This window comes from Lentzea flaviverrucosa, assembly GCF_003350445.1.
Classification (GTDB): Bacteria; Actinomycetota; Actinomycetes; order Mycobacteriales; family Pseudonocardiaceae; genus Lentzea; species Lentzea californiensis.
The window spans coordinates 254,816-274,548 of the sequence record NZ_QQAU01000014.1; the positions used below are offsets into that span (position 1 = coordinate 254,816).

A 19,733-nucleotide genomic window follows, 5' to 3' on the forward strand; every position below is an offset into this window, starting at 1 on the left:
GGCGAGATCGTACGGGCGAGGCGCCGAGGTCCTTTCCCTGACATCCCGTACCTTTCCCGCCTATGGAGCTGCCGCGCGCCTGGCAACGGCCTGACCCGTTGCGCGGACTCGACAGGATTTCCTGGAGCGAGGTCTACGACGGCCGGGGTGGCGCCGGCCGCGTGCCCCGTCTGCTGCGCTCCCTGATGGACCCCAGCGCGGACGAGCGGCAGAACGCGCTCTCACAGCTCGCTGAGCGGATCCTCACCGAGGACACGGTGTCCGAGGCCTCGTTCTGCACCGTGCCGTTCCTGGTGGAGCTGGGAGCCTCGTACAAGGTCGCCGGGGACGTGCGGGACCGGGTGATCTTCCTGCTGGCCGCCGTGGCGTTGGCGGGCAAGGGGTTCACCGAGGACGGACGGCGCACGCACCGCAGGTGGAACGCCCTCGGCCGCGAACTGCCTCGCACGGCTCCGGACTGGTTGACGCAGACCCGGCACGCCGTCGCGCAGGGAGCGCCGAAGATCTTCGAGGCGCTGGCGTCCGAACGGGTCGCGTGCCTGGTCGCGCTGGCCTGCGCGGTGCCGGAGAAGCTGCCACCGTTCGTCGGCGGCCTCATGAACGACATGGTCGAGCTGCCGGGCGAGGAGATGCTCGCGGACGCCGCCGAGATCGCCGTGGCACTGCTGAAGGACTCGCCCGAACTGCTGGGCGTGGACCTGCCGAAGGTGCTGGGCGAAGGGCTGGTGCGTCCGGTGCACCAGCCCCGCGAGGTCGCCGCAGCCCTGATGGGCTACCGGTTCGCCCTCGTCTCCGCATACGGCGACGAGGGCGCCTGGTAGGTCTTCCTAGGCGGTGACGGCCTCTTCGATGGCCTGCTCGACCTGGTTCTCGTCCTCGACCGCGATGGCGGGTTCCAGGGCGCCGAGGCCCGTCCCCCACTCCTGGTCCGCCAGCGCGAACGCGGCGACCGTCAGCGCGGCCACGGGAGCGCCCACGGGCATGTTCTCCCGGTGCAGGTCGAGGTCGAGCCGGCCGCCGATCGGCGACGGGCTCAGCCGCAGCGTCGCGTGCGCGGCCTCCTCGGGGTGCGCGAGCCGGCACGCCCAGCCGGTGAAGATCACCCGGCGCTCGTCGACCGTCGTCGGCTGCACGGCCCGCACGTTGGCGCCCACGGCCCCGGCGCGGTGGTTGTCCGCGGCCTGCAGGACGAGCTCCTCGAACTCCATCGAGGAGATGCCCAGGTCCCATCCGGCGACCAGGGCGACCTGGACCAGCGCGAGCGGCAGCGTCGGGACGGCGTCCTCGAAGCACACCATCGCGCCGCCGTAGCGGGTGTTGATCTCGGTCGGCAGGAAGCCGTCCTCGGTCGCGATGCCGTCCAGCGTGAACGTGCCGCGGTAACCGACGGTGCCGCGCAGGTGTTCGCCGACGCGGCGGGCCAGGTTGCGCATCTCGTCGCGGATCCACACGGGCGGGTCGTAGTACGACGCGCAGCCCGCGTAGAGGAACTTGGCCTGGCCCTGGCGGCGCGGCACGACCATCTCGATCGGACGCAGCACCGCGGTCCCGTCCGGGAAGACGATGCCGTGCACGCTGACCGGGATGCCTTCCAGGAACGGCATGACGCGGACCTGGTCGCACTTGGGCGCGAGCACGTCGAAGGCTTCCTTGGCCTCCTCGTACGACCGCACGCGGCGCACGAAGTTGGCACCGCCGTTGATCGCCGGGCCGTCGCCGGACCAGACGACGCCGGCGCCGCGGTCCAGGATCTCCGAGGCGCCCCAGAGGCGTTCGAAGTCGAGGTCGAACACCATCGCGGGCGCGCGGCGGGCGGACAGCTCGTCCCACAGCGCGTCGATGGTGGTCTTGTTCTCCAGCTCGACCCAGTCGTGCTGCCGGGCGTTGAGCACCGGACGGCCCTCGAACGAGCTGATCTCGTTGTAGGGCGTGCTGATCACGACCGCTTCACCGTCGGCGTCGAAGTCGCTCAGGATCGCCTTGACCTCGGCGCCCGGCTTGGTCAGCAGCTTGCCCAGACGGCGCTGCTCGACCGCGACGAGGCTGCCCTTGATGCCCAGCGACACCCAACGCGCGATCACCGAATCATGAAGCGGCGCATGATCGTCGGTATCGAGCACGAGCGTATGGCGGGCGCCGAGCGCATGGAGCTCATGCGCGCGCTTCGCCAGACGCGTACCGCCGGCCAGGACTACCAGCCGGTCACCGAACAACCTGCCGAGGCGCTCGTTGAGCGCTGAGAGGACATGATTCATCGCCGAAAACTCGCTTAAGAGAAGCGGAGGACGTGACCGGCGATCGCCGGGTGACGCGTAGCGTAGAGCCACCCGGTATGTGTGTCGAAGCACGGTCCGGCAACGGCCGGATGAATCTTGCGACGGGCCTGTCGGCTCAAGCCCGCAAGCATGTGGATCAGCAGCTGTTCCGGGTGCTCACCGGGAACGGGCCGCGTCCCGAAGGACCTGGTCAACGCGGTTGAGGAAGCTGCGCCTGGGGTTGATCGACGGCAGCGGCGCCGTGAGCTCAGCGGACTGCGGCGCGGGTGCGGCTCCCACGATCTCAGCCACGTTGCGCAGGAACTCCTGCCGCTTGAACTCGAGCACGGCGTGATCGTGCAGGAGTCCGGCGATGCTTGTGTGCACAGCGCGATGGGGGTAACTCACTCGTGTGTTATCGGCGCAGTCGCCGTCGACCTTTAGGGTCAACTCGTGCGAGTTCTGGTGACCGGTGCCACTGGGTACGTCGGCCGCGCCGTGGTGCGTGAGCTGCAGGTTCATGGTCATGAACCGGTTCTGTCCCGTCAACGTCTCTCTGAGCCGTTCGAGCTGGACGACGTGGACGCCGTCGTCCACCTGGCCGCCGTGGCCCGTGTCCGGGAGTCGTTCCAAGATCCACTCCCCTACTGGGAGACCAACGTGGGCGGGACGCTGAACCTGCTCAAAGCCCTGAAGGGCCAACGATTCCTGCTCGCTTCGACAGGCACCGTGTACCGGCCTTCCGACGCCGTGCTGACCGAGGAATCGGCCCGGGAACCCTCCTCCCCGTACGCCGCCTCCAAGGCCGCCGCGGAGGACCTCGTGGCGTGGGCCGCGCGGTCCGGGCAGATCGGGGCGACCACTCTCCGTTTGTTCAACGTCGCTGGAGGAGGTGACACGGACACCACTCGGGTGATCACGCGGGCCGTGGCGTGCGCCGCCGGAACGGTGCCCGGCATGGAGGTCTACGGCGACGGCGGGGCCGTGCGCGACTTCGTGCACGTACGCGACGTCGCTGCCGCCTTCGTCGTGGCCCTGGAGGCGTGCTCCGTGGGCACGTCGTCGGTCTACAACGTCGGCGCGACCGCCGCTTCCGTCCGGGACGTGCTCGACGCCGTCGCCGAGGTCACCGGACGAACCGTGGACGTTACGTGGAAGCCCGCCGTTCCCGGGGAGATCCGTTCACTGCGGGCCGACGCGTCGCGGCTGCGAGCGTTGGGCTGGGAGCCCCGTTCGTCGGCGCTGGCGGAGATCGTCACCGACCAGTGGCTCGCTTCGGCACCGGCACCCGGTCCAGGTCCTTCGCGATGACGATCTCGCCGTCGAACTCGGCGGCGGCTTCGGCGAGGAACTCGGCGGGGTCGTCGTAGCGCTGGGAGAAGTGGGTCAGCACCAGCTTGCGGACGCGGCAGTCCTGCGCGACGCGGGCGGCCTGCTGGGCGGTGAGGTGGCCGTGGTCGCCCGCGAGCTTCGTGTCGCGGGCCAGGTAGGTCGACTCGATCACGAGCATGTCGGCGTTGTCGGCGAGCTCGAAGACGTTGTCGCAGAGCCTGGTGTCCATGACGAACGCGAACCGCTGACCCTTGCGGGGTTCGCTGACGTCCGCCAGCTGGACGCCGTTGAACTCGCCCTGCTGCTGCAGCGTGCGGACCGCAGGCCCCTGGATGCCGTGCTCCTTGAGCTTCTCGGGGAGCATGCGGTGGCCGTCGGGCTCGACCAGGCGGTAGCCGACGCTGTCGATGCCGTGGTCGAGCGCGTAGGCCTCCAGCCGGCCGAACTTGCCGTCGGCGATCTCGCCGTCCTCGACGACCGGCACCTCCTTGACGTCCGCGGCGTCGTAGAACGCGCTGGCGTGGCGGAGGCGTTCGAAGAAGTGGGCGCCCGACTGCGGGTAGTGCGCGTGGACGGTGTGTTGGACGCGGTCCAGGGACAGCCGCTGGACGATGCCGGGCACGCCCAGGCAGTGGTCGCCGTGGAAGTGCGTGATGCAGATCCGGGTGATGTCGCTCGCAGCGGCGCCTGATCGCAGGAGCTGCCGCTGGCTGCCGTCACCCGGGTCGAACAGGAAGCCCTCGCCGTCCCACCTGAGCAGATAGCCGTTGTGGTTGCGCTGGCGGGTCGGGACCTGGCTGGCCGTTCCCAGGACGATCAGTTCCCGGACTGTCACACCCTGACGTTAACGTGCGTCCTATGCAGAGCGTGGAAGTAGCGGCGTCCTGGCCTGTCGGGAACGTGGCGGTGGCGGTGGTCACCCCCGACGGCGTGGCCGGCTCACTGGGTGATCAACAGCGCGTGTTCCCGCTCGCGTCCGTCACGAAGCTGCTGACGTCGTACGCGGTGCTGGTGGCAGTCGAGGAGGGCGCGGTCGAGTGGGACCAGCCGGCCGGCCCCGAGGGGTCGACCGTCCGGCACCTGATCGCGCACACCGCCGGTTACGCGTTCGACGAGGCCGAGGTGCAGGCCGCTCCCGGCACCCGCCGGATCTACTCGAACGCGGGCTTCGACGTGCTGGCGTCCTTCGTGGGCGAGGCGTGCGAGATGCCGTTCGCGACCTATCTGCACGAGGCCGTTTTCGCACCGCTGGGGATGAGTTCCTCCGCGCTGACCGGCTCGGCGGGCGCCGGGGCCGAGTCCTGCGCCGCCGACCTGGCGCTGTTCGCGGCCGAGCTGCTGTCACCACGCCTGGTCTCCGCCGAGCTGGTGGCCGAGGCGACGTCGGTCGTGTTCCCCGGCCTGAACGGCGTGCTGCCCGGCTACGGGATGCAGAAGCCGAACGACTGGGGCCTCGGCTTCGAGATCCGCGACTCGAAGTCACCGCACTGGACGGGGCTCTCGTTCTCGCCGCGCACCTTCGGCCACTTCGGGCAGTCCGGCACCTTCCTGTGGGTCGACCCGGAGATCTCCGCGGCCTGCGTGGCCCTGACCGACCTGCGCTTCGGACCGTGGGCGGTCGAGGCCTGGACCCCGTTCTCGGACGGCGTGCGCGCCGAGCTCGTCAGTCGGCGAGCCTGATCGCGAGCTGCCGCAGGACCTCCTGCACGTCGGCTTCCTCGTAGTCGTTCTCGTAGGCCTGAGCGACGCCGTGGAAGGCGTAGAGCAGCCCGGCCGTGAACCAGCCGAACTGCGACAGCACCTGGTCCATCGCCTGCTTGAGGGCCTGCTGCCCGGCCTCGTTGAGCTCGCCGTCGACCTTGACCTCGTAGCTGAACACGCCCTCCTGCAACGACTTGAGGGCCATGCGCAGGTAGTCGTTGGACCCGGCGCCGTCGTAGGTGAGCGTCAGGACGCCGAGCGCTCGCTGCATGATCTCCCGCTGCTCCACGCCGCCACTCTGCCTGGAGATCAGGCGTGCGTCACCTTCCGACACCCCATCGGACCCTGGCGGGCTCCTCCGGCACGATGTGCCGCTCGAAGGCCTCGGCGATCGAGTCGACGTCCCACGCCTCGCGTTCGAGAACGGGTTCCTTCGGCGACGTCTGCCCCATGACGTGCAGCTTCTGACCGGCGAACCGGACGAGCTGCCCGGTGATCTTCGCCGCGCGGTCGCTCAGCAGGTACGTGACCAGCGGCGCGATCGTCTCCGGCGGCCCGCTCGGTCCGCCCTTGGTGTCGGCCGCGGCCATGCGGGTCCAGGCGACGGGGCACACGGCGTTGACCCTGATGCCCTTGTCGCGGAGTTCCGCCGCCGCACCGGCCGTGATGCTCGCGACGGCCCCTTTGGACGCGGAGTAGGTGAGCGCGGTCGGCTGCCCGACCATCGCGACCGAGCCGAGGTTGACGATCGACCCCCTGCCCATGCTCCGCACCGCGGCGTTGGTGCAGTAGAGCGTGCCGAGCACGTTGATCTCGATGAGCTCGCGCATGGCCCGGGGGTCGTCCTGGCCGATCTCGGCCTGGTACCGGATGCCGGCGTTGTTGACGAGCCCGTCGATCCGCCCGAACGCCGCCGTGCAGGCGTCGACCATGGCCTCGGCCTGATCGGGGTCCTGCACCGGCCCGGCGCTGACGACGGCCTTGCCGCCCCTGGACGTGATCAGGCCGGCGACCTGCCCGGCGAACGGCTCGTCGACGTCGTTGACCACCACCGCCGCCCCCGCGGCCGCCGCGTGGACGGCGAACGCCCGCCCCAACCCTTGCCCGGCGCCGGTGATGACCACGGCCTTGCCAGCCAGAACCGTCATCCTCCGATGATGCCGCCCGGCCCCGTGCGAACGGGGCCGGGTCAGCTCGGCTCAGGCGGGCTTGCGCGCGACCCACCGCGCGACCGAGAAGACACCGGCCGCCCGCGCGGCGTCCAGCACGCGCTTGCCGTCGTGGATCACGGTGTCCTGCTCGCCGGCGTACTCACCCCAGCCCTGGCCGTCGTCCGGCGGCGTGCTGCCCCAGCACTCGACGTCCGGGTAGAGGTCCTCGGCGACCTCGACGACGAAGCCGGCGGCCGACATCATCTCGCGGTACTCGTCCAGCGAGCCGAGCTTCGGAATGGAGATGACCTGCTCCACCGGCCTGATGAACGGCGCGATCTGCTCCTCGGTCAGGTGCTCGCCGAACGGCCGGCGGATCCAGTCGACCCCGACCAGGCAGGCACCGGGCTTGAGGACCCGGAACGCCGCCGTGAAGAAGGCGGCCTTCTCCGGCAGGTGGCACACCGACTCGTAGAAGCTGACCACGTCCAGCGACCCGTCCGGCCACGCGACCAGGGTCTTGTAGTCCTCGTCGCCGACCGTCAGGAACGCGGCCCGCTCGCTCATCCCCTGCTCGGCCGCATAGGCACGCGCCTGCGCCGACAACCACTCGTTGTTGGAGACGCCGACGACGTTCGCCCCGGAGACCGAGGCCGTGTAGACCGCCGTCCCCCCGACGCCGCTGCCGAAGTCCAGGCCGGTCCCGCCAGGACGCAACCCGGCCGCGTCGATCTGCTTGCGCGCCAACGCCTTCGCCGCCTCCTCGGGCGACAACCCGGCCCGTTCGGCTTCCAGGTCTCCGTGGTGCCAGAACTGCCCCATGAGCGCGTGGTAGGCGGGTCCCGCGTGGTCGTAGTACTCGCGGACCTGTTGCTCGACAGAGGTGTTCACAAAACCCGGCCTTTCGTGTTGAGCTCGCGGCCGCTCATCGAAGGGCCAGCGAGAACTCGTCGGCCACACCGAAGTCGACCAGCACCGGCGAATCTCAACGTAGTGCCCGGTCAGCGGGGTTGTCCACGATCCCGGTTGTGGGCAGGACGTGGTGCTGATCATGGCTGGGGGCTCGAATTTTCCGGACCGGGCGCCGACCTGACGCATTGACGTAATGATTACGTCAATCTATCGTCTACGCATGCTGTATCCCACGCCTGATCTCAACGCCGACGATCGGCGAGTTCTTGGCGAGATCGATGACCTTCGCCGCTCCTTGCGCCTCCAGGTCCAGTCCACCCCTAGGAAGTGGACCGAAGGGTTGCGCAAGTTCTTGACCGCCGACGCGGTCGCGGCCTCCAACTCGATCGAGGGCTTCAAGGTCTCCACAGTCGACGTCGAGGACCTCCTGGAGGGCGAGCGGGACGTCGATGTCTCCGAGGAGGATCGAGAAGAGACGCTCGCCTACCAGCGGATGATGACCTACATCCAAACGCTTAACGACGTCGTGGACTTCCGCTACGGCAAGGAGTTCCTCAACGCGCTGCATTGGATGCTGCAAGGGCACCGGCACAACCCGAGGAAGCCGGCCGGGCAGTGGCGGCCAGGTGCGGTCTACGTGACGGATGCCCGTGACCCCAGCATCGCGGTGTACACAGCACCTCACGAGGCGCACGTGCCTGCGCTGATGGGTGAACTGGTCGAGTGGCTGAATGCGGATGACGGCAGCCACCCTCTGATACGGGCCGCCATGGCGCACCTGCATCTCGTTTCCATCCACCCGTGGTCGGATGGAAACGGCCGCATGTCCCGGTCCCTCCAGACACTCATGATCGCGAGAGAGGGAGAACTCGCGCCCGAGTTCTCTTCGATCGAGGCCTGGCTGGGGCGACCCGGCAACACCTGGGAGTACTACCGCGAACTGCAACACCGCGGGGCGACCTACGACCCGGACCAGGACGTTTCTGACTGGGTTCGTTTCAACCTCACCGCGTATCACCAGCAGGCGCAGACCGTCCGCGGCCGGTTGGACCGCTCTAGCCGGGTGTGGGTTCTGCTCGGCGAGTTCGCGGAGGCCCGAGGACTGGAGCAGAGGGTCGTATCAGCGCTGCACGACGTGGCGATGTCGGGACGGGTGCGTCGGACACGCTACGAGCGGGCCGAGGACCTCAGTCTGCAACGGGCTCAACGTGACCTGCGGGACCTGGTCACAGCCGACGTCCTGACACCGGTGGGTCGTACCCGCGCTCGCTTCTACACCGTCGGCGCCGCTTTTCCGCAGCTGGCTCTGGAAGCGGCCCGGACACCACTGACGCTGATCGATCCCTACAAGCGCTGAGCGCGGCCGACATGGACCTGAAAGACAAAGGGCCCCAGTAAGACTGGGGCCCTTTGTGAGCTGGTGCGCTCGGCAGGATTCGAACCTGCAACCTTCTGATCCGTAGTCAGATGCTCTATCCGTTGAGCTACGAGCGCGTGTATTCAATTGTAACCGATCCTCAAGAGGCTCGGCCTTGCGGAGGCTCCGGGATTTGAACCCGGGATGGGGGGTTACCCCAAACCGCATTAGCAGTGCGGCGCCATAGACCAGACTAGGCGAAGCCTCCCGGGACCATCCTTGGCCACTGGACATAGGTTACACAGGTCCTCAACCGAGTTGCAAAACGCCCCCCTCCTACCCCGAAACCTGCTGGTCAGGTCACGTTCAGAGGGTCGGAGAGGGGCGTTAAACGCCTGGTCGCCGCACGCGGAGTGACCTAGATCATTCCGAGGCGATTTCCAGGAACGGTTGGAGGGACTCGGGATTGCGCAGCGCGCCTCGGCTGACGGCTCGGTCCGGGTCCATGCCGGCGAGGATCTTCTTGACCGGGACCTCGCACTTCTTGCCGTTGAGGGTCCTCGGGACCTCGGCCACGGCCACGAAGCGGTTCGGCACGTGGCGCGGGGACAGGGACGCGCGCAATTCGCGGCGCAGCAACGGTTCCACGTCGGACAGGGTTACTCCGTCCAGCACGACGAAGCAGAGGAGTTCGCCCTCGGTCACGCCCGAGGTGTCGATCACCAGGGAGTCGACGACGCCGTCGATCGACTCGACCACGCGGTAGAACTCCGAGGTGCCCATGCGGACGCCGCCGCGGTTCAGGGTCGAGTCGGAGCGGCCGTAGATCACCGCCGAGCCTCGCGGGGTGATGCGGATCCAGTCGCCGTGGCGCCAGATTCCGGGATATGTGTCGAAGTACGCGTCGCGCAGGCGCGAGCCGTCCTCGTCGCCCCAGAAGTAGACCGGCATGGACGGCATCGGCTTGGTGATCACGAGCTCGCCGACCTCGTCGTCCAGGGCGTTGCCGGCCTCGTCGTACGCGAAGACCGCGGCGCCCAGGGCCCGGCAGGAGAGTTCTCCCAGCCATACGGGACGGTCCGGGGAGGCTGCCACGAAGGCGGTGCAGAGGTCGGTGCCGCCGGAGACCGAGGCGATCTGGACGTCCTTGCCGACGGCGGAGGCGATCCAGCGGAAGCCTTCCGGGGTGAGGGGTGCACCGGTCGAACCGACGACGCGCAGGCCCGTCAGGTCGTAGCGCGCAGACGGCTCGATACCCTCCTTCAGGCACGACTGGACGTACGGGGCGGAGGTGCCGAAGTAGGTCACGCGGTGCTGTTCGGCCAAGTGCCACAACACGTTCAGCGACGGGAACGCCGGGCTGCCGTCGTACAGGACGATGGTGGTGCCGACCATGAGGGCGCCCACCAGGTAGTTCCACATCATCCAGCCGGTGGTGGTGAACCAGAAGAAGCGGTCGCCGGGACCGAGGTCGCTGTGCAGGCCGAGCATCTTGAGGTGTTCCAGCACGATGCCGCCGTGGCCCTGGACGATGCCCTTGGGCAGGCCCGTGGTGCCGGACGAGTAGAGCACCCACAGCGGGTGGTCGAACGGCACCGGGGTGAACTCCAGCTCGGCGCCCTGGTGAGCGGCCACCAGTTCCGCGAACGACAGCGTGTCCGGCAGGGTCGAGCCGTTGTCCAGGTAGTCGATCAGGACCGTGGCGCGCAGCGACGGGATCTGCGCGCGGATCTCCTCCACGACCGGGCGGCAGTCGAACGACCGTCCGTTGTAGACGTAGCCGGAGACCGCCACGAACACGACGGGCTCGATCTGGGTGAAGCGGTCGGCCACGGCGCGGGCACCGAAGTCCGGGGAGCAGGACGACCACGTGGCGCCGAGCGAGGCTGCCGCCAGGAAGGCGATGAGGGCCTCGGGGGCGTTGGGGACCAGCGCCACCACCCGGTCGCCCTGGGAGACGCCCAGAGACGCCAGCGCGGCCCGGAAAGCGGCCACGCGCGAGCGCAGGGTGCCGAACGTCAGGGACGAGGTGACGCCGTCTTCGCGGTGGAAGATCACGGCGAGGTCGTCGTCGGCTCCGCGGCGCAGCGCGTGCTCGGCGTAGTTCAGGGTGGAACCGGGGAACCACTCGGCGCCGGGCATCTCCGTGGAACCCAGCACGCGCGAAGGCTCGGTGTGGAACCTGACGTCGAAGTACGAAGCTATGGCGCCCCAGAACCCCTCGAGGTCTGAGACGGACCACTCCCACAGCGTCTCGTGGTCGGGGAGGTCGCGGCCGTGCTCGGAGAGCCAGGCCCGAAAGGCGGTCATCCCGTTGTCCCTCGTGGGGTCCGGGCGCCACAGCAGTTCGACGTCGGTGTCGGTCATGCCCCATGTCTAACCGAGGCACAACCGCACGTCCATGTGTGATTGGCGGACTTGCGGTAGCCCGCCGGTGTGGAACTACCCCGCCGCGATCAACTCGTCGACGGCGCTGGTCAGGCGTGAGGCGTCGGCCGGGGCCAGCACCAGCCAGCCGTCCTGCCTGCGCAGGAGGTAGCGGCCCTCGCGGGTGTCGAGCCACTGCACCGAACGGCCGGTCGGGCGGGGCACGCCGTTGCGGTTGCGGGCGGTCAGGCCCAGTTCGCCGCCGCCGATGCGGGACGTCACGATCCGCATCAGGTTGTGCGCCTCCGGCTCGCGGATGCCCGCGTCGCGCAGGACTTCCAGGAACGCCTGCTTGCCGTCCTGCTCGCCCGCCTGGCCCGCGCGGACGTAGTCGTCCCAGCGCACGTTCACGGCACGGCCGTTGCCCGGTGCGAGGCCGGGCAACGACGACACCGTGGCCGAGGCCAGCGACGTCGGGTGGAACGGGTACAGGTGGACGTCGTCGTTCACGCGGGCGGCGAAGGCACCGCCCCAGCCGGCGCACGCGATGCCGCGGGCCAGTTCGGTGCCCTTGAAGTACGCGATCTCCAACGCGCGGTCGAACTCGCCGAGGCCGCTGACCAACGCCCTCAGGTCGGGATCCGGGCGTTGGACCGTGCCCAGCCGGCGAGCCTGCAACGTCCGCGAGCTCTCTTCGGCGAGAGCCTGCCGCGCCGCCCGGGTGGCCCCGAAGTGGGGCGTGCCGAGCGGCACGACGCGGTCCTCGCCGTGCACGGCTTGCCACAGCAGGAAGAACTCCTGCGAACTCACCGTGTACTGGCGTTCGATCACTGACCGATCACCGGCGGGGCCGCCTTGCGGTCCAGGCCGAAGACGTTGTCGTCCTCTTCCAGGTAGCTCGCCGTCTTGTGCTCCTTGGAGTCGTTCTGCCCGCCGCCGCCCATGGGGGCACCGGCCATCGGCGCGCCGCCCATCGCGAGCGGGTTCTGGAACGCCTTGGTCGTGTTGCCCGGTGCGGCCGAGGCCGCGGCTGCCGCGCCACCGACGCCGCCACCGCGCGAGCCCTCGCTCACACCGGCCGAGCCACCGGCGGACGCGGCACCGCCGGCACCGCTGGCGGCGGCACCCTGGTTGCCGCTGCCGGTACCGAACGGACGGGCCATGCCGCCGCCGAAGCCACCGCCCCCTCCGGCGCCACCACGGCCACCGGCGCCTCCCCCGCCGAAGCGCGAGGAAGCGTTCGTGGTGCCGCGGTTCTGGTTCTGCGTGCCGGTCGCGACGGGAGCACCCGCGGCACCACCCGCACCGCTGTCCGTCGTCGTCGGCGTGCGTCCGGTGAGGTCGCCGCCGACCGGGGTCGGGTTGATCGGGTTGACCGGAGGCGTGAACTGCGTGGGCACGGTCTGGTCGACCGCGGCCGAGTTGCGCTGGAACGCCGCCATCACGTCCGCCGCGAGGCGGTGCGAGGCGTCGTTGGCCGCGAGGGTGTCGACGGGGCTGGTGCCGATGGTCTCGAAGCCGGCGAACTCGGTCTGCGGCTGCGCGATCAGACGCGGTTCCCGCAGGCCCGCGGCCCCGAAGCCGTCGATCTGGTCGACCGTCTGCAACCTGTCCTGCAGCACCGGCCTGGGCAGCGCCGTGTCCGCGGGCACCGGCGCTGCCGGCGCCTTGGGAGGCGGCGGCATCGCGGCACGCGCGGCTTCGACGTTGCTGGTCTCGGTCGTGATCGCGGCCGAGACCTTGGTCGCGTAGTTCGCGGTGTCGTCGACCCAGTTGGTGACCTCGGTGAGGCCGTCACGGGCGAGCCGGGCCGACTCGCTGTCCCAGCCGACCGACGAGTCCTCGACGGCCTTGAGCAGGCTCGTGCGCACGCCGGCGATGTCCTCGCCGATCTTCTTCCAGTTCGTGGCGGCGGCCTGGGCACCGTCGAGGTTCACGCCCGTGTGCACCATCTTGTACAGCGCCTCGTGGCTGTACGTCATCCAGTCGACCGGCTCGTGCAGGTCGTTGCGGTCGTACTTGCCGTCGCCGTGGTGCGACGACTTGCCGTCCTTGTCTCCGTTGCCCTTGTTGTCGTGCGATCCGTGGCTCACCAGGACCCCCCGGTGTTCTTCATCGACTTCTCGGCCTCTTCGTCGGCGTCGCGAATGGTGTCGCGGTTGCGGCGCAGGGCGTTGCCGATGTCGTCGAGGACCTTGAAGAGGTCCAGCAACGCCTTGGCGGCACCCGAGTCCTCACCGACAGCCAGGTCGGCGAACCTCGCGCTGATCGCCTTCGCGACCGGGTTCTCCCCCAGCTGCAACGGTGTGGCCAGCTGGTCGGTGGCGCGCTTCCACAGGTCCATCACCTGGTCCCGGGCCGCATCGACGGCCTTGATCAACGCATCCGCGGCGTCGACGTCGAGCGTCAGCTTCCCGCTGTCCGCCGCCTGGTCGAGCTTGGCCGCGGCGTGGCTCGCCTCCGCCTTGTCCGTGAGCATCTGCTGCTGGAGAACAGGCTTCACCGCCGCCAGCTGCTCAGCCGTGATCGGCACGGTGGTCGACGTCGTGACCTCCGGTGTCACCGCCGGCGGTTCCGCCGGTGGTGGTGCGGTGCCCGTCGTCGCCGCGCCAGTCGTCCCGGTACCTGTCCCAGTGCCTTCAGCCATCCCTTGTAACCCCCTGCACTGCTAACTCGTCACCGCAGCACTGGGTGTTACGCGCAGCTACACCCAGTCAGCCGTCCGAAGCACTCCTTAGATGTACCTGGAGGACGGTTCGGTTCCAATCCGCCGTAAAGACCCTTACCTCATGTGAGCGTCGAACCAGTTCAACGCACGAACCCACGCTTCGTCACTCGAAACGTTGAAACGGACCACATCTGACGCGGTTTCGGAGCTGATCACAGCATCACGAAGCTTGCTCACTTCTTCCGAGTCCTCGTCGCTGAAGATGCCGAGCCACGGGCAGGTGAGGTCGGCGGCGACGTCGACCAGCGCGGGGAGGCCGTCCGAGAGCGGCTCGAGGATGCCGGGCGCCTGCACGGTGACGGCCGCGCCGATCGTGCGGCTGGCGGCGACCACCATGGCGACGGTGCCGCCGATGTCGAAGCCGACCACGCCCATCCGGTCCGCGCCCACCCCTTGCTGCCCCAGCCAGACGAACGCGACGTCCGTGTCCGCGAGCAACCGGTCGCCGTTGAGCTTGCTGACCTGGTCCTTGATGTCGTCGCCGTGCACCCGGTCCGCGTCGTAGAGGTGCGGCGCGATCGCGAGCCAGCCCTCGTCGGCGAGGCTGCTGACGAGCGTGCGCACGCCCGCGGTGATGCCGCGGGCTTCGTGCAGCACCACGAGCCCGCCCCGCACGGCGGAGTCGGGTTCGGCGATCGTCACCCGCAGCTCACGGCCGTCGGTGAGGGAAAGCGTCTCGGTGCGGGTAGTGGTCATGTTTCCCACCCTTCCACGAGGGGGTGAACTCCAGTCAACGTGACCAATCGGACGGAGCAATGCGAGGATCGGGGTCATGACCGTGCGAACCCGTGCTGACCTGGCGTCCCTGCCCTCCTACGTGCCTGGCAGGACCATCCCCGGCGCCATCAAGCTCGCGAGCAACGAGGTGTCGGCCGGACCGCTTCCGAGCGTCGTCGAAGCGATCGCCGAAGCAGCCACCGGCATCAACAGGTACCCCGACTCGGGAGCTACCGAACTCACCGGGCGCCTGGCCGACAAACTCGGCGTGCCCGCGGACCACCTGGCGATCGGCTGCGGCTCGGTGACCCTGTGCCAGCAGCTCGTCCAGGCCACCTGCGCCGAGGGCGACGAGGTGCTGTTCGCGTGGAGGTCCTTCGAGGCCTACCCGATCGTCTCCCACGTCGCGGGCGCACGGCAGATCCGCGTGCCGCTGAACTCGGAGCACACGCACGACCTCGACGCGATGCTCGCGGCGATCACGCCGAACACGCGGATGGTCTTCGTCTGCAACCCGAACAACCCGACCGGCACCGCGCTGCGCACCGAGGAGATCGAGGCGTTCATCGCCCGCGTGCCGCGCGACGTGCTCGTGGTGCTCGACGAGGCCTACAAGGAGTTCGTGGACGACGCCCACGTCCCGGACGGCGTCGAGCTCGCGAAGCAGCAGTGGGCCACCGGCCACAACAACGTCGCCGTGCTGCGGACGTTCTCGAAGGCGTACGGCCTCGCCGGCCTGCGGATCGGCTACGCGGTCGCGCCGCCGGTCGTCGCCGACGTGCTGCGCAAGGTCTACGTGCCGTTCTCGGTGAACGCGCTGGCCCAGGTGGCCGCGCTGGCCTCGCTGGACGCCGAGGACGAGCTGATGATCCGCTGCCGCGCGATCGTCGCGGAACGGGGTCGCGTGCGCGGCGAGCTGCTGGCCATGGGCTTCGAGGTGCCGGAGACCCAGGCGAACTTCGTGTGGCTGCCGCTGGGCGAGCGCACGGGCGCGTTCAACGAGCACTGCCTGGCGCACAAGGTCGTCGTGCGCGCGTTCGTGGGCGAGGGCGCACGGGTGACCATCGGCGAGCCGGACGAGAACGACGCGTTCCTGGCCGCGGCTCGCGCGTTCACTTCGTGAGCAGCTGAACGATCGCCGCGACTCCCACCACCACGATGACGCCGCGCAGCACGGCGGGTGGGAGTTTGCGGCCGATCTTGGCGCCGATCTGGCCGCCCACCACGGACCCGACCGCCAGCAGCAGCACGACCAGCCACGCCACGTCGGCGATGAAGATGAACAGGACGCCGGCGACGAGGTTCACGAACGCGGTGAGCACGTTCTTCAGGGCGTTCATCCGCTGCAGGTGCTCGCTGACGAGCACGCCCATGATGCCCATGACCAGCACGCCCTGCGCGGCACCGAAGTAGCCGCCGTAGATGCCGGCGGCGAAGACGCCGAACCACAGCAGCACGCCGCCGTCGTTGTCGTTGCGCCGGTGCGAGAGCTTGCGGTTGAGCCACGGCTGGATGAGCACGAGGACCAGCGCGATCACGATCAGCACCGGCACGATCGCGGTGAACGCCTTGTCCGGCAGCGTGACCAGCAGGATCGCGCCGATGATGCCACCGAGGATGGAAGCGGGCAGCAGGCGCTTGATGCGGTCCGACTGCCCTTTGAGCTCCTCGCGGTAACCCCACGCGCCGGACAGCGAGCCGGGGACGAGGCCGAGGCTGTTGGACACGTTCGCCACCACGGGCGGGTAGCCGACGGCGAGCAGCACCGGGAACGTCACGAGGGTGCCGCTGCCCACGACGGTGTTGATCCCGCCTGCGAACACACCCGCGATCACCACCGCGATTGCTTCCCAGACCGTCATGACACCCCCTGATACCCGATGGTTCGCGACGCTAACACTCCGTTCGGACCAGCGAAGTGTGGCGCTCATGACAACAGGCCCGGCACTCAGAGTGAGCACCGGGCCTGTTGGTCGAAATGCGGTTACGCGACCCTGCGGCGGCCGATCAGGCTGGCACCGAAGCCGAACGCCACGAGCAGCGCGCCCAGCAAGCCGAGGCCGAGCACGGACGCACCGGTCTTGGCGAGCACGTCAGCCGAACCGCCACCACCGGACGCGGCCGGCGTGAACGACGTGACCACGGCAGGTTCCTGGTCCTCCGGCAGCGGGTAACCGGGGTCCTCGACCTCGGGTCCCGGCACGAGGTGGAACAGCTGCACCCAGGACTCGCCGCCGGCCCGGACGAGGAACCACGGGTTCATCCGGCGGATCTCGACCTTCCACGGACCGGGCACGACCACGTCGTACTTGCCGACCGGCAGCTGCGAGACACCGAACTTGCCCTGGGCGTCGGTGATCGTGCGCGCGACGACCTTCTCCGTGCCGGCCTCGACCACGACGACGGTCGTGTCGGGCTTCGGGTTGTCGACGCCGTTCTCGCCCGGCGTCACCAGCATGCCGAACGCGTCGGCGCGCAGGCCCGGCACCTTGAGGTCGTCGCCGGCCCTGGCGGCACCGGGGTCGGACGAATCGGGGGCGAAGCTGCAGTGGAGGGTGGCGTAGCCGATGGACGCCGCCTCTGCCGGCAGCGGACCGGTGACCCGGAACGTGCGCTTCTCGCCGTTCGGGACCGACACGCCGCCGCCGTCCCACGCGAGGCCGCCCCAGCCGGGACCGTTGTTGTAGATCTCGCCCGGCTCACCGGGACCGCTGCAGAGCGCGTTCACGACGGGCAGGTCGGCACCGGTCTTGTTCTCCAGTGTGATCACGGCCTCCCAGTTCTCGCCGGCCGTGTACTCGTCCTTCGTGAAGTCCAGCGTCGCGAAGAGGTCGTCGGACAGCGGACGCTCCGCACCGACCTCCAGCACCGACTCCGCGTTGGCGGTGACCGTGAGCCTGTCCGAGTTGTAGCTCGGACGCACCCAGCCGTCCGGGTACGAGGCGTACAGGTTGTACACACCGACGGGGAGGTTCTTGAACGACGCGCGACCGGACTCGTCGGTCTTGGCGGAGCCGTACCAACCAGGCCGGGTACCGCCGCTGACGGACACCTCGACGTTCGGGAACGGCTGCTCGCCCGCGTCCTTCTGCTTGTTCTTGTTCGCGTCGGCGTACAGCACGATCGCCGCGTCACCGCTGAGGTAGGTGACGGTGGCGGTCGCAACGGCGTTCATGGGACCAGGGCCGTAGTTCACCGGCGTGATGACCTGGACCGGCAGGCTCACCCTGTTGTCGCCGTACAGCCACCCAGCGGTGCCCACGACGGTGATCTCCCGGCTCTCACCGGGCCACAGGTACACCTTCTTGCTCTCGTCGCCCAGGTCGCCGAACTGCGACCGGTCGAAGTCGAGCATGGTGCGGAGGTCCGGCGTCAGCTGGCCGGTGCGCAGGCTGACCTGCGCCTCGTGCCCCCTGCCGACGTTCTTCACGGTGATCGTGGCGCGCATCGGCTCGGCGATGTCGTACGAGGCCTTGTCGAAGCTCACCGCGACGGTCATGGCCGGACGGTGGCTGACGTCGGGCACGTCGACGTCGCTCGGCACGACGTTGAGATCGCGCCTGACCGTCTGGTCGGCGACGACGTCGACGACGAACTCGTTGCCGTCCTGCGGCTTCCACTTGCCCGCGACCTGCAGCACGACCTTGCCGGGGTTGAGGCTGTAGATCCTCAGGTTGCCGTTGCCGTCGACCAGGATGGTGTCCTTGATCGCGCGCCGCGTGACCGGGTCGAGCACGTTCACGACCGCGCCGCGCAGGAGCTCGCCGTTCTCGGCGTTGACGACCTTGCCCTCGAACGCACCGTTCACGCCGGTGACGTCCGCGCGGACGTTGCCCCCGTACGCGGCACCGTTGGCGTTGCGGCCCTGGTTGCCGAAGAAGCAGTTGGCGTAGATCCACGGGTTGGTCAGCTTCGGCATGTCCGTGGTGACGGACACCGTCAGCTCGCCGCGGGCCGGCACCGTGACACCGGGGCCGTCCGGGCGCAACGCCGAGAAGTTGTCACTGCTGAGGAACTCGGGGCTGCTGCTGTGGCAGACAGCGACGATGCGCTCGAGCGGCAGGGCACCGGAGTTCTTCAGCGTGATGTTCAGGACGGGCTTCTCGCTGGCGTGGTACGTCGGCTTGGCGAACGCCATGGTCGCCGTCAGCGACTCGCGCACCGGCGCCACCACGGGCACCTCGAAGTACGCCTCCTTGCCGGCCTCGATCACGAACTCGTTGTGACCGGGCTTCACGGCCCGCTGGTCGTTCCCGACCTGCGAGATCGTGTACTTGCCGGCGACGGCGCTCCACACCCTGAACACGCCGTTGGAGTCGCCGTGGCCCCAGACGTCGCCGGCCGGCGTGCCGCCCTTGGCGACGAAGTACGTGTTCGGGAGACCTTCGCCCTGGTCGAACGCGCCGTTGTTGTTCGCGTCGACGTAGATCACGCCGGACGCGGAACCCTTGCTCTGGCGGATCTGCAGGTTCAGGTCCCTGCCGTTGTCCCCCGGCGTCGGGTCGGCGATGCCGTCGACGGTTGCGCGGAACTGGAAGGGCACCGACTCGGTGGTCGGGTTCGACGGCCGCAGCACGACCCGGAAGGACTTCTCCGCACCGGGCGCGAGCGACGGACGTCCGCTCAGCTCACCCGCGCCGGAGACCAGCCACGCCTGCGTGCTCTCGTAGCCGAGCCGGATGTTCGACGCGAGCGCGTCGCCCTTGTTCTTCACGGTGAGCGTGAGACCGAGGTCCTCGCCCGCCGGGAACTCGGCGCGGTCGGGCGTCACGGTCACGGCCAGGTCGGCGCGCGGCTCGGCCGCGCGGGCGACGGTCGGCGGCTCGTCCTTCTTCTCGTCCTCCGGCTTGGTCTCCGGGGTGGACGGGGTGGTGGACGGCGGCGTCACCGGCTCGCTCGGCGAGGCGGACGGCTCCGCCGGTGGCGTGGACGGCTCGCTCGGTGGCGTGCTCGGCTCCGCCGGTGGCGTGCTCGGCTCGGTGGTCTGCGTCGGTTCGGTGGTCTGCGTCGGTTCGGTCGTCTGCGTCGGCTCGGCGACCGACGTCGGTGTTTCCGGCTCCTGAGCGTGTGCACCGGTGGTGGCGGTGCCGAACGCGAGGACGACAGCGGTGGTCAAGGCCCCGAATTTGAGCAGGGCACGGCTGACCGATCTCTCGGACAAAGGAATCCCCCAAAGACCCCGGTAGTGGTGGTCCACCGGCGTCTGAGCCCCC

General features: G+C 69.2%; 19 protein-coding genes and 2 tRNA genes. 6 read left to right on the forward strand and 15 right to left on the reverse strand.

Annotated elements, in window-relative coordinates; all coding sequences use genetic code 11:
• Nucleotides 1-62: 62 nt before the first annotated feature.
• Complete coding sequence (locus tag DFR72_RS35055) at nucleotides 63-821, forward strand: hypothetical protein (RefSeq protein ID WP_090069684.1); 759 nt, start codon at nucleotides 63-65, stop codon at nucleotides 819-821.
• A gap of 6 nt (nucleotides 822-827) precedes the next feature.
• On the opposite strand, the gene DFR72_RS35060 is transcribed toward DFR72_RS35055, so the two are convergent.
• A complete protein-coding gene (locus DFR72_RS35060) occupies nucleotides 828-2,081 on the reverse strand; it encodes an ATP-grasp domain-containing protein (RefSeq protein ID WP_245983759.1) in 1,254 nt (417 codons plus the stop codon).
• 18 nt (nucleotides 2,082-2,099) lie between these two features.
• Here DFR72_RS35060 and DFR72_RS47230 point away from each other — a divergent pair, with 18 nt between their 5' ends.
• Nucleotides 2,100-2,240, forward strand: coding sequence for a hypothetical protein (locus DFR72_RS47230; protein ID WP_245983760.1), 141 nt, complete (start codon nucleotides 2,100-2,102; stop codon nucleotides 2,238-2,240).
• 192 nt (nucleotides 2,241-2,432) lie between these two features.
• On the opposite strand, the gene DFR72_RS45930 is transcribed toward DFR72_RS47230, so the two are convergent.
• Nucleotides 2,433-2,603 (reverse strand): hypothetical protein, encoded by a 171-nt coding sequence (locus DFR72_RS45930; protein WP_170176546.1) that lies wholly within the window; start codon nucleotides 2,601-2,603, stop codon nucleotides 2,433-2,435.
• A 105-nt stretch (nucleotides 2,604-2,708) separates the two neighbouring features.
• Between DFR72_RS45930 and DFR72_RS35070 the strand changes: the two genes are divergently transcribed.
• Nucleotides 2,709-3,566, forward strand: coding sequence for an NAD-dependent epimerase/dehydratase family protein (locus DFR72_RS35070; protein ID WP_090069679.1), 858 nt, complete (start codon nucleotides 2,709-2,711; stop codon nucleotides 3,564-3,566).
• On the opposite strand, the gene DFR72_RS35075 is transcribed toward DFR72_RS35070, so the two are convergent.
• Entirely contained in the window at nucleotides 3,511-4,422 is a 912-nt protein-coding gene (locus tag DFR72_RS35075; RefSeq protein WP_090069677.1) for a ribonuclease Z, read from the reverse strand. The two genes, DFR72_RS35070 and DFR72_RS35075, sit on opposite strands and share 56 nt — an antisense overlap.
• A 23-nt stretch (nucleotides 4,423-4,445) precedes the next feature.
• On the opposite strand from DFR72_RS35075, the gene DFR72_RS35080 reads away from it, so the two are divergent.
• Nucleotides 4,446-5,267: a serine hydrolase domain-containing protein gene (locus DFR72_RS35080; RefSeq protein ID WP_090069675.1), complete on the forward strand. Its 822-nt coding sequence runs from the start codon at nucleotides 4,446-4,448 to the stop codon at nucleotides 5,265-5,267.
• Here DFR72_RS35080 and DFR72_RS35085 read toward each other — a convergent pair.
• From DFR72_RS35085 to DFR72_RS35095, 3 genes are read right to left on the reverse strand one after another with little or no spacing between them, the layout of a single operon-like run.
• Nucleotides 5,251-5,577, reverse strand: coding sequence for a hypothetical protein (locus DFR72_RS35085; protein WP_143027745.1), 327 nt, complete (start codon nucleotides 5,575-5,577; stop codon nucleotides 5,251-5,253). The genes DFR72_RS35080 and DFR72_RS35085 overlap by 17 nt on opposite strands.
• A 31-nt stretch (nucleotides 5,578-5,608) precedes the next feature.
• Nucleotides 5,609-6,436: an SDR family NAD(P)-dependent oxidoreductase gene (locus tag DFR72_RS35090; protein WP_090069673.1), complete on the reverse strand. Its 828-nt coding sequence runs from the start codon at nucleotides 6,434-6,436 to the stop codon at nucleotides 5,609-5,611.
• A gap of 51 nt (nucleotides 6,437-6,487) precedes the next feature.
• Complete coding sequence (locus DFR72_RS35095; protein ID WP_170176547.1) at nucleotides 6,488-7,330, reverse strand: SAM-dependent methyltransferase; 843 nt, start codon at nucleotides 7,328-7,330, stop codon at nucleotides 6,488-6,490.
• Between the two features lie 241 nt (nucleotides 7,331-7,571).
• Here DFR72_RS35095 and DFR72_RS35100 point away from each other — a divergent pair, with 241 nt between their 5' ends.
• On the forward strand, nucleotides 7,572-8,708 hold the full coding sequence (locus DFR72_RS35100; RefSeq protein ID WP_090069669.1) for a Fic family protein: 1,137 nt from the start codon (nucleotides 7,572-7,574) through the stop codon (nucleotides 8,706-8,708).
• Nucleotides 8,709-8,769: 61 nt separating this feature from the next.
• Here the strand turns inward: DFR72_RS35100 and DFR72_RS35105 are convergent.
• The 7 genes from DFR72_RS35105 to DFR72_RS35135 all read right to left on the reverse strand — a co-directional run bounded on the left by DFR72_RS35105 (nucleotide 8,770) and on the right by DFR72_RS35135 (nucleotide 14,499).
• Nucleotides 8,770-8,845, reverse strand: a tRNA-Arg gene (locus DFR72_RS35105).
• A gap of 41 nt (nucleotides 8,846-8,886) precedes the next feature.
• Nucleotides 8,887-8,976 (reverse strand) — tRNA-Ser (locus DFR72_RS35110).
• A gap of 155 nt (nucleotides 8,977-9,131) precedes the next feature.
• Complete coding sequence (locus DFR72_RS35115) at nucleotides 9,132-11,075, reverse strand: acetoacetate--CoA ligase (RefSeq protein ID WP_090069667.1); 1,944 nt, start codon at nucleotides 11,073-11,075, stop codon at nucleotides 9,132-9,134.
• Between the two features lie 75 nt (nucleotides 11,076-11,150).
• Nucleotides 11,151-11,906, reverse strand: coding sequence for an ESX secretion-associated protein EspG (locus DFR72_RS35120; RefSeq protein WP_090069665.1), 756 nt, complete (start codon nucleotides 11,904-11,906; stop codon nucleotides 11,151-11,153).
• Nucleotides 11,903-13,168 (reverse strand): PPE domain-containing protein, encoded by a 1,266-nt coding sequence (locus DFR72_RS35125; protein WP_090069663.1) that lies wholly within the window; start codon nucleotides 13,166-13,168, stop codon nucleotides 11,903-11,905. The genes DFR72_RS35120 and DFR72_RS35125 overlap by 4 nt, the downstream gene beginning before the upstream one ends.
• Nucleotides 13,165-13,722, reverse strand: coding sequence for a hypothetical protein (locus DFR72_RS35130; protein ID WP_143086882.1), 558 nt, complete (start codon nucleotides 13,720-13,722; stop codon nucleotides 13,165-13,167). Before DFR72_RS35130 ends, DFR72_RS35125 begins: the two co-directional genes overlap by 4 nt.
• 135 nt (nucleotides 13,723-13,857) lie before the next feature.
• A complete protein-coding gene (locus tag DFR72_RS35135; RefSeq protein WP_090069661.1) occupies nucleotides 13,858-14,499 on the reverse strand; it encodes a dienelactone hydrolase family protein in 642 nt (213 codons plus the stop codon).
• Nucleotides 14,500-14,575: 76 nt separating this feature from the next.
• On the opposite strand from DFR72_RS35135, the gene hisC reads away from it, so the two are divergent.
• A complete protein-coding gene (gene hisC, locus DFR72_RS35140; RefSeq protein ID WP_090069659.1) occupies nucleotides 14,576-15,643 on the forward strand; it encodes a histidinol-phosphate transaminase in 1,068 nt (355 codons plus the stop codon).
• Here the strand turns inward: hisC and DFR72_RS35145 are convergent.
• The gene (locus DFR72_RS35145; RefSeq protein WP_090069657.1) at nucleotides 15,633-16,382 is read right to left on the reverse strand and encodes a sulfite exporter TauE/SafE family protein; all 750 of its coding nucleotides are present in this window, start codon (nucleotides 16,380-16,382) and stop codon (nucleotides 15,633-15,635) included. The genes hisC and DFR72_RS35145 overlap by 11 nt on opposite strands.
• Nucleotides 16,383-16,504: 122 nt before the next feature.
• A complete protein-coding gene (locus DFR72_RS35150; RefSeq protein ID WP_143086881.1) occupies nucleotides 16,505-19,636 on the reverse strand; it encodes a hypothetical protein in 3,132 nt (1,043 codons plus the stop codon).
• Between the last annotated feature and the right edge of the window lie 97 nt (nucleotides 19,637-19,733).